The sequence below is a fragment of the Dyella sp. 01N36 genome, from assembly GCF_056399745.1.
In genome coordinates, this window is sequence record NZ_JBFTRY010000203.1 from 1 (window position 1) to 5,855 (window position 5,855).

A 5,855-nucleotide genomic window follows, 5' to 3' on the forward strand; every position below is an offset into this window, starting at 1 on the left:
CCTGCGCCCCATGTTGATTTTGTGGGAGCGCGCCCTGTGCGCGACAAACCTACGGARCGCTAACGACCCGGTGCCGCAGTCGCGCACAGGGTGCGCTCCCACAGGTGTACGCGCAACCTGATTAAACCTGCGCCCGCTCCAGCATCTGCTTCGCATGCGCCCGCGTTTCGCGAGTGATCTCCACACCGCCCAGCATGCGCGCCAGCTCATCGCGGCGACCATTGGCATCGAGCTTCTCGATACGCGTACGCGTCGACTCGCCATCGCTGTCCTTGCTCACGCGCAGATGCGCGTGGCCTTGCGCAGCGACCTGCGGCAGATGGGTCACGCACAGCACCTGGCGTTGCGCGCCGAGTGCGCGCAGCTTCTGTCCCACCACTTCAGCGACGGCGCCGCCGATGCCGGTATCCACTTCGTCGAACACCATGGTGCCGACGGTGTCCTTGCCCAGTGTGGCCACTTCGATGGCGAGGCTGATGCGCGCCAGCTCGCCGCCCGAGGCCACCTTGCGCAGCGCGCGCGGCGGCTGGCCGGGGTTGGCGCTGACCAGCAGTTCGCAACGTTCGCGGCCCTGCACATCGGGATCACCTTCGTTGGTCGCTTCCAGCTCCACCACCAGGCGACCACCGCTCATGCCCAGCTCGCCCATCAGGATGCTGACTTCGCCGCCAAGGCGTTCCGCAGCCTGCTGGCGTGCCTGGCTGAGCTGGCCGGCTTGTTCGTCGTATTGCTGCTGCAGGCGCGTGCGCTGCTTGGCCAGTTTTTCCAACGCGTCGCCGGCGCCTTCCAGTTCGCTCAATTCGATGCGCAGCGTGCCGGCCTTGTCGTGCAACTCGGCCACCGTTACGCGATGGCGGCGCGACAGTTCGTGCAGACGCGTGAGATGCGTATCCACTTCCGCATAGCGGTTGGGATCGAGATCGACGTCGAGCGCATAACGGCCCAGGCCATCGGCCGCTTCGCTGAGCTGGATGGAGGCGTTGTCCAGCAGCTCCAGCAGCGGGGCCAGGCGATCGTCCAGCGCGGCGAGCTTGCTCATTTCCAGCTGGGCGCGGCCGAGCGCACGACGCAGTGCGAATTCGCTCTCGCCATCGAGCAGTTCCACCACGCCGCCGGCGCCTTCGGCCAGGCGGCCGGCATTGGCCAGGCGTTTGTGGCTGGCTTCCAGCTCGGCCAGATCGTCCGGCGGCAGCGCCCACTTTTCCAGTTCGCCCAGTTCGTGGCTGAGCAGTTCGATGCGTTGCTCGCGGTCGTCGCCGCCACTGAGCTTGCGGATGCGGTTGCCGAGCTCGCGCCATTGCTGCGCCAGCTCACGTACCTGCGCCACCAGGGCTTCATTGCCCGCATAAGCGTCGAGCAGCTCCATCTGATGGGCGCGCGAGAGCAGGGCCTGGTGCTCGTGCTGGCCGTGGATTTCCACCAGCAGCGTGGCCAGCTCGCCGAGCTGGCTGGCATTGGCCGGACGGCCGTTGATCCAGGCGCGCGAGCTGCCCTCGGCGCGGATCACGCGGCGCAGCTGGCAGCTGTCTTCGTCGTCCAGTTCCTCCCGGCTCAGCCAGGCGCGGGCTTCGGGCAGGTTCGTCAGGTCGAACTCGGCGGTGAGTTCGGCGCGGTCGCTGCCGGCACGGACCATGCCGCTGTCGGCGCGCGCGCCGGCCAGCAGCATCAGCGCGTCCACCAGCAGGGATTTGCCGGCGCCCGTCTCGCCGCTGACCACGGTAAGGCCGGGGCCGAAGGCGATCTCGGCTTCTTCGACGACGGCAAAATGACGAACGTAGAGCGAGGTGAGCATGGGTGGCGGCTTGGTGAAGTCGGGGGATTGTAAGGGGATGGGGCCGGGGAGCGGGTAGTGGGGGCGCGCACTTCGGCGTCCGGCAGATCACCGGCATCCGTTTTTGCACCCTCGCGACCGATCCCTCATCCCCGTTTCTTGCAAACTTTCCCGCAAGACCTTATTTCTTGTGTGTCTCACGAAGCGATACAGCATGCCAGCCGCCCCTCTCGATGCCCGCGCACGACGCCTCTTGCGCACATTGATCGCCCAGTACCTCGCCGATGGCGAGCCTGTCGGCTCGCGCACGCTTTCGCGTTCGTCCGGCCTGGACGTCAGCCCGGCCACCATCCGCAACATCATGGCCGACCTGGAAGAGGCGGGCCTGGTCGCCTCGCCGCATACCTCGGCCGGCCGCGTGCCGACGCCGCGCGGCCTGCGCCTGTTCGTGGACAGCCTGATCGAACTGCAGCCGCTGCCTCAGGACGAGATGGCCCGCCTGCGCCGCGAGCTGCCGCCGGGCCCCACCACCACCCGCGACCTGCTGGGCAATGTGTCGACGCTTCTTTCGGCCATGACGCAGTTCGCCGGCGTGGTCACCGTGCCGCGCCAGGCGGATTTCCCGTTGCGCCACATCGATTTCGTGGCCCTGCCGGACGCCCGCGTGCTGGTGATCCTGGTGTTCTCGGACAACCAGGTACAGAACCGCATTGTGCAGCTGGCCAAGCCGCTGGACGCGCGCGAGCTGGAGCACGCCGCCAACTACCTCAATACCCAGTTCGCCGGCCTGCGCCTGGACGATATCCGCGCCCATCTGCTGCGCGAGTTGCGCGAGACCAGCGGCGAACTCAACCGCCTGATGTCCAGCGCGGTGGAACTGGCCGCGGCCTCGTTCGCGCCCCAGACCGAAAGCGACGACGTGCTGGTCAGCGGCCAGACCAACTTGATGGGTTATTCGGAACTAGCGAACTTAGAGCGCCTGCGCGAGCTGTTCGAGGCCTTCCAGCAGAAAAACGAGCTGCTGCAGCTGATGGAAGTGTGTGCCAAGGCCCCCGGCGTGAGGCTGTTTATCGGCGAAGAATCGGGTTTTGCCGCATTGGATGGTTGCAGTGTGGTCACGGCCAGCTATGGTGCGCAGGGTCGCGTGCTGGGCGCGGTGGGGGTCATCGGACCCACCCGCATGGCCTATGAACGGGTGATTCCCGTGGTACAAGCCACGGCCGGATTGCTTAGCGACGCCTTGAATCGCGTCGCTACGACCTTATAACCCGCTCGGGAGGCGGGGTTTTACCCGCAAGTGTTTGACGGTTGGTGCGCGATGCACCGGCCACGGATAAGGCTTGGAGTGATTCATGCAAAGCAACGACCCAACGGTGTCCAACGAGACGCCAGGCCAGCAGGGTGAGACGGGCAGCGCCGAACTGGAAGCGCTGAAGTCGCGTATCGCCGAACTGGAAACCAGCAACGTGGAGCTGCGCGACACCGTGCTGCGCGAAAAGGCGGAAATCGAGAACCAGCGTCGCCGACTGCATCGCGACGTGGAGCAGGCTCGCCGCTTCGCCAACGAGAAGCTGCTCAACGAGCTGCTGCCGGTCTATGACGGCCTGGAGCGCGGTCTGCAGGTGGAAGGCGGTGATATCGCCAGCGTGCGCGAGGGCATTGCACTCACGCTCAAGTCGCTGCTGAAGATCGCCGAGAACAACGGCCTGGTGCAGGTCGATCCGCTGGGTCAGCCGCTCGATCCGGAGCGGCATCACGCGGTGAGCATGGTGGAGGCCCCGGGCGCGGCCCCCAACACGGTCGTCAACGTGCTGCAGAAGGGCTACGTGTTGAACGACAGGCTGCTGCGCCCGGCGTTGGTGGCGGTCGCCAAGGAATGACGCCCGCGCCGGCGGTCGAGGACGCCTGAATGGCGTCCCCTGTCGGCAACGGTGGCAAGGCATCCGGGGTCTTGTCGGCATTGAGATGCCACGCGGCAAACCCCATCTGACAAAACAGTTGCGGCCGAGGGGTCGCTTAAAGAATTCGGGAGTAAACAACATGGGTAAAATCATCGGTATCGACCTGGGCACGACCAACTCGTGCGTTGCCGTGATGGACGGCACCACCGCCAAGGTCATCGAGAACTCGGAAGGCGATCGCACCACGCCGTCCATCGTCGCTTTCACCAAGGACAACGAAGTCATGGTGGGCGCGCCGGCCAAGCGCCAGAGCGTGACCAACCCCAAGAACACCTTCTACGCGGTGAAGCGCCTGATCGGCCGCAAGTTCACCGACGCGGAAGTGCAGAAAGACCTGCACATCGTGCCCTACGGCATCGTGGCGCACGAAAACGGCGACGCCTGGGTCGAAACGGCTGATGGCCGCAAGATGGCTCCGCAGGAGATCTCGGCCAAGGTCCTCATGAAGATGAAGAAGACCGCCGAAGACTATCTCGGCGAGCCGGTGACCGAAGCCGTGATCACGGTGCCGGCCTACTTCAACGACWSSCAGCGCCAGGCCACCAAGGACGCYGGCCGCATYGCSGGYCTGGACGTCAAGCGCATCATCAACGAGCCGACCGCSGCCGCRCTGGCCTWYGGYCTGGACAAGAAGGGCGGCGACCGCAAGATCGCCGTGTAYGACCTSGGYGGCGGCACSTTCGACRTSTCSATCATCGAGATCGCCGAMGTYGACGGCGAGAAGCAGTTCGAAGTGCTGKCSACCAATGGCGACACCTTCCTGGGYGGCGAAGACTTCGACMWGCGCRTCATCGACTACMTCRTCGRWGARTTCAAGAARGACCAGGGCATGGACCTGCGCAAGGATCCGCTCGCACTGCAGCGCCTGAAGGACGCCGCCGAGCGCGCCAAGATCGAGCTGTCTTCCAGCCACCAGACCGAARTSAACCTGCCGTACATCACGGCSGAYGCCTCCGGTCCGAAGCAYYTGAACMTSAAGMTGACCCGCGCCAAGCTSGAAKCGCTGGTSGARGAMCTGRTCAMSCGCACCATCGAGCCGTGCCGCACCGCGTTGAATGACGCCGGCCTGCGCGTGTCCGACATCAACGAGGTGATCCTCGTCGGTGGCCAGACCCGCATGCCCAAGGTGCAGGAGTCGGTGAAAGACTTCTTCGGCAAGGAGCCGCGCAAGGACGTCAACCCGGACGAGGCCGTCGCTGTCGGCGCCGCGATCCAGGGCGGCGTGCTCGGCGGTACCGTCAAGGACGTGCTGCTGCTGGACGTCACCCCGCTGTCGCTCGGCATCGAGACGATGGGCGGCGTGATGACCAAGCTGATCGAGAAGAACACCACCGTGCCGACCAAGGCTTCGCAGGTGTTCTCCACCGCCGACGACAACCAGACCGCGGTGACCGTGCACGTGCTTCAGGGTGAGCGCGAGCGCGCCAGCGCCAACAAGTCGCTGGGCAAGTTCGACCTGCAGGGTATCGACGCTGCACCGCGCGGCMTGCCGCAGATCGARGTCWCSTTCGACATCGACGCCAACGGCATCCTGCACGTCTCGGCCAAGGACAAGAAGACCGGCAAGGAACAGAAGATCGAGATCAAGGCCGGTTCGGGCCTGTCCGAGGAAGAGATCAACCGCATGGTGGCCGACGCCGAGGCCAACAAGGAAGAAGACAAGAAGTTCCACGAACTCGTCGGCACGCGCAACAAGGCCGACCAGCTGGTCCACGCCACCCGCAGCGCGCTCAAAGAGCACGGCGGCAAGGTGCCGGCCGATCAGCTGAGCACGATCGAAGGCGCGCTGTCGGATCTGGAAAAGGTCAAGGACAGCGACGACAAGTCGGCCATCGATTCGAAGATCGAGAAGCTCGAGCAGGTCGCCCAGGCGCTGTACGCCGCGGCCCAGGGCGGTGCCCAGGCGGATGCCGGCGCACACGCGGGCGGTCAGCAGCAGGGCGGCCCGGCCGGCCACGACGACGTGGTCGATGCCGAGTTCACTGAAGTCAAGGACGAGAAAAAGTAATATTGGCCGGTCGGCGCTGCCGATCTGACGCAGCCCGCGCCCGGGAGTTCACCTAGGCGCGGGCTGTTTGTTGAGAAGACATGGGTCCTACGATTCATGAGTAAGAGAGCAGTCC

The 5,855-nt window shown here is 65.4% G+C and carries 4 protein-coding genes; 3 read left to right on the forward strand and 1 reads right to left on the reverse strand.

The window, feature by feature from the left end:
• Window positions 1-121: 121 nt before the first annotated feature.
• Window positions 122-1,792 (reverse strand): DNA repair protein RecN, encoded by a 1,671-nt coding sequence (gene recN / locus AC1DMG_RS18995; RefSeq protein ID WP_441604132.1) that lies wholly within the window; start codon window positions 1,790-1,792, stop codon window positions 122-124.
• Between the two features lie 193 nt (window positions 1,793-1,985).
• On the opposite strand from recN, the gene hrcA reads away from it, so the two are divergent.
• From hrcA to dnaK, 3 genes are all read left to right on the forward strand, one after another.
• The gene (hrcA, locus tag AC1DMG_RS19000; RefSeq protein WP_441604133.1) at window positions 1,986-3,038 is read left to right on the forward strand and encodes a heat-inducible transcriptional repressor HrcA; all 1,053 of its coding nucleotides are present in this window, start codon (window positions 1,986-1,988) and stop codon (window positions 3,036-3,038) included.
• 85 nt (window positions 3,039-3,123) lie between these two features.
• Window positions 3,124-3,651, forward strand: coding sequence for a nucleotide exchange factor GrpE (gene grpE / locus AC1DMG_RS19005; protein WP_441604134.1), 528 nt, complete (start codon window positions 3,124-3,126; stop codon window positions 3,649-3,651).
• A gap of 160 nt (window positions 3,652-3,811) precedes the next feature.
• Window positions 3,812-5,740 (forward strand): molecular chaperone DnaK, encoded by a 1,929-nt coding sequence (gene dnaK / locus AC1DMG_RS19010; RefSeq protein WP_477180909.1) that lies wholly within the window; start codon window positions 3,812-3,814, stop codon window positions 5,738-5,740.
• Window positions 5,741-5,855: the final 115 nt, after the last annotated feature.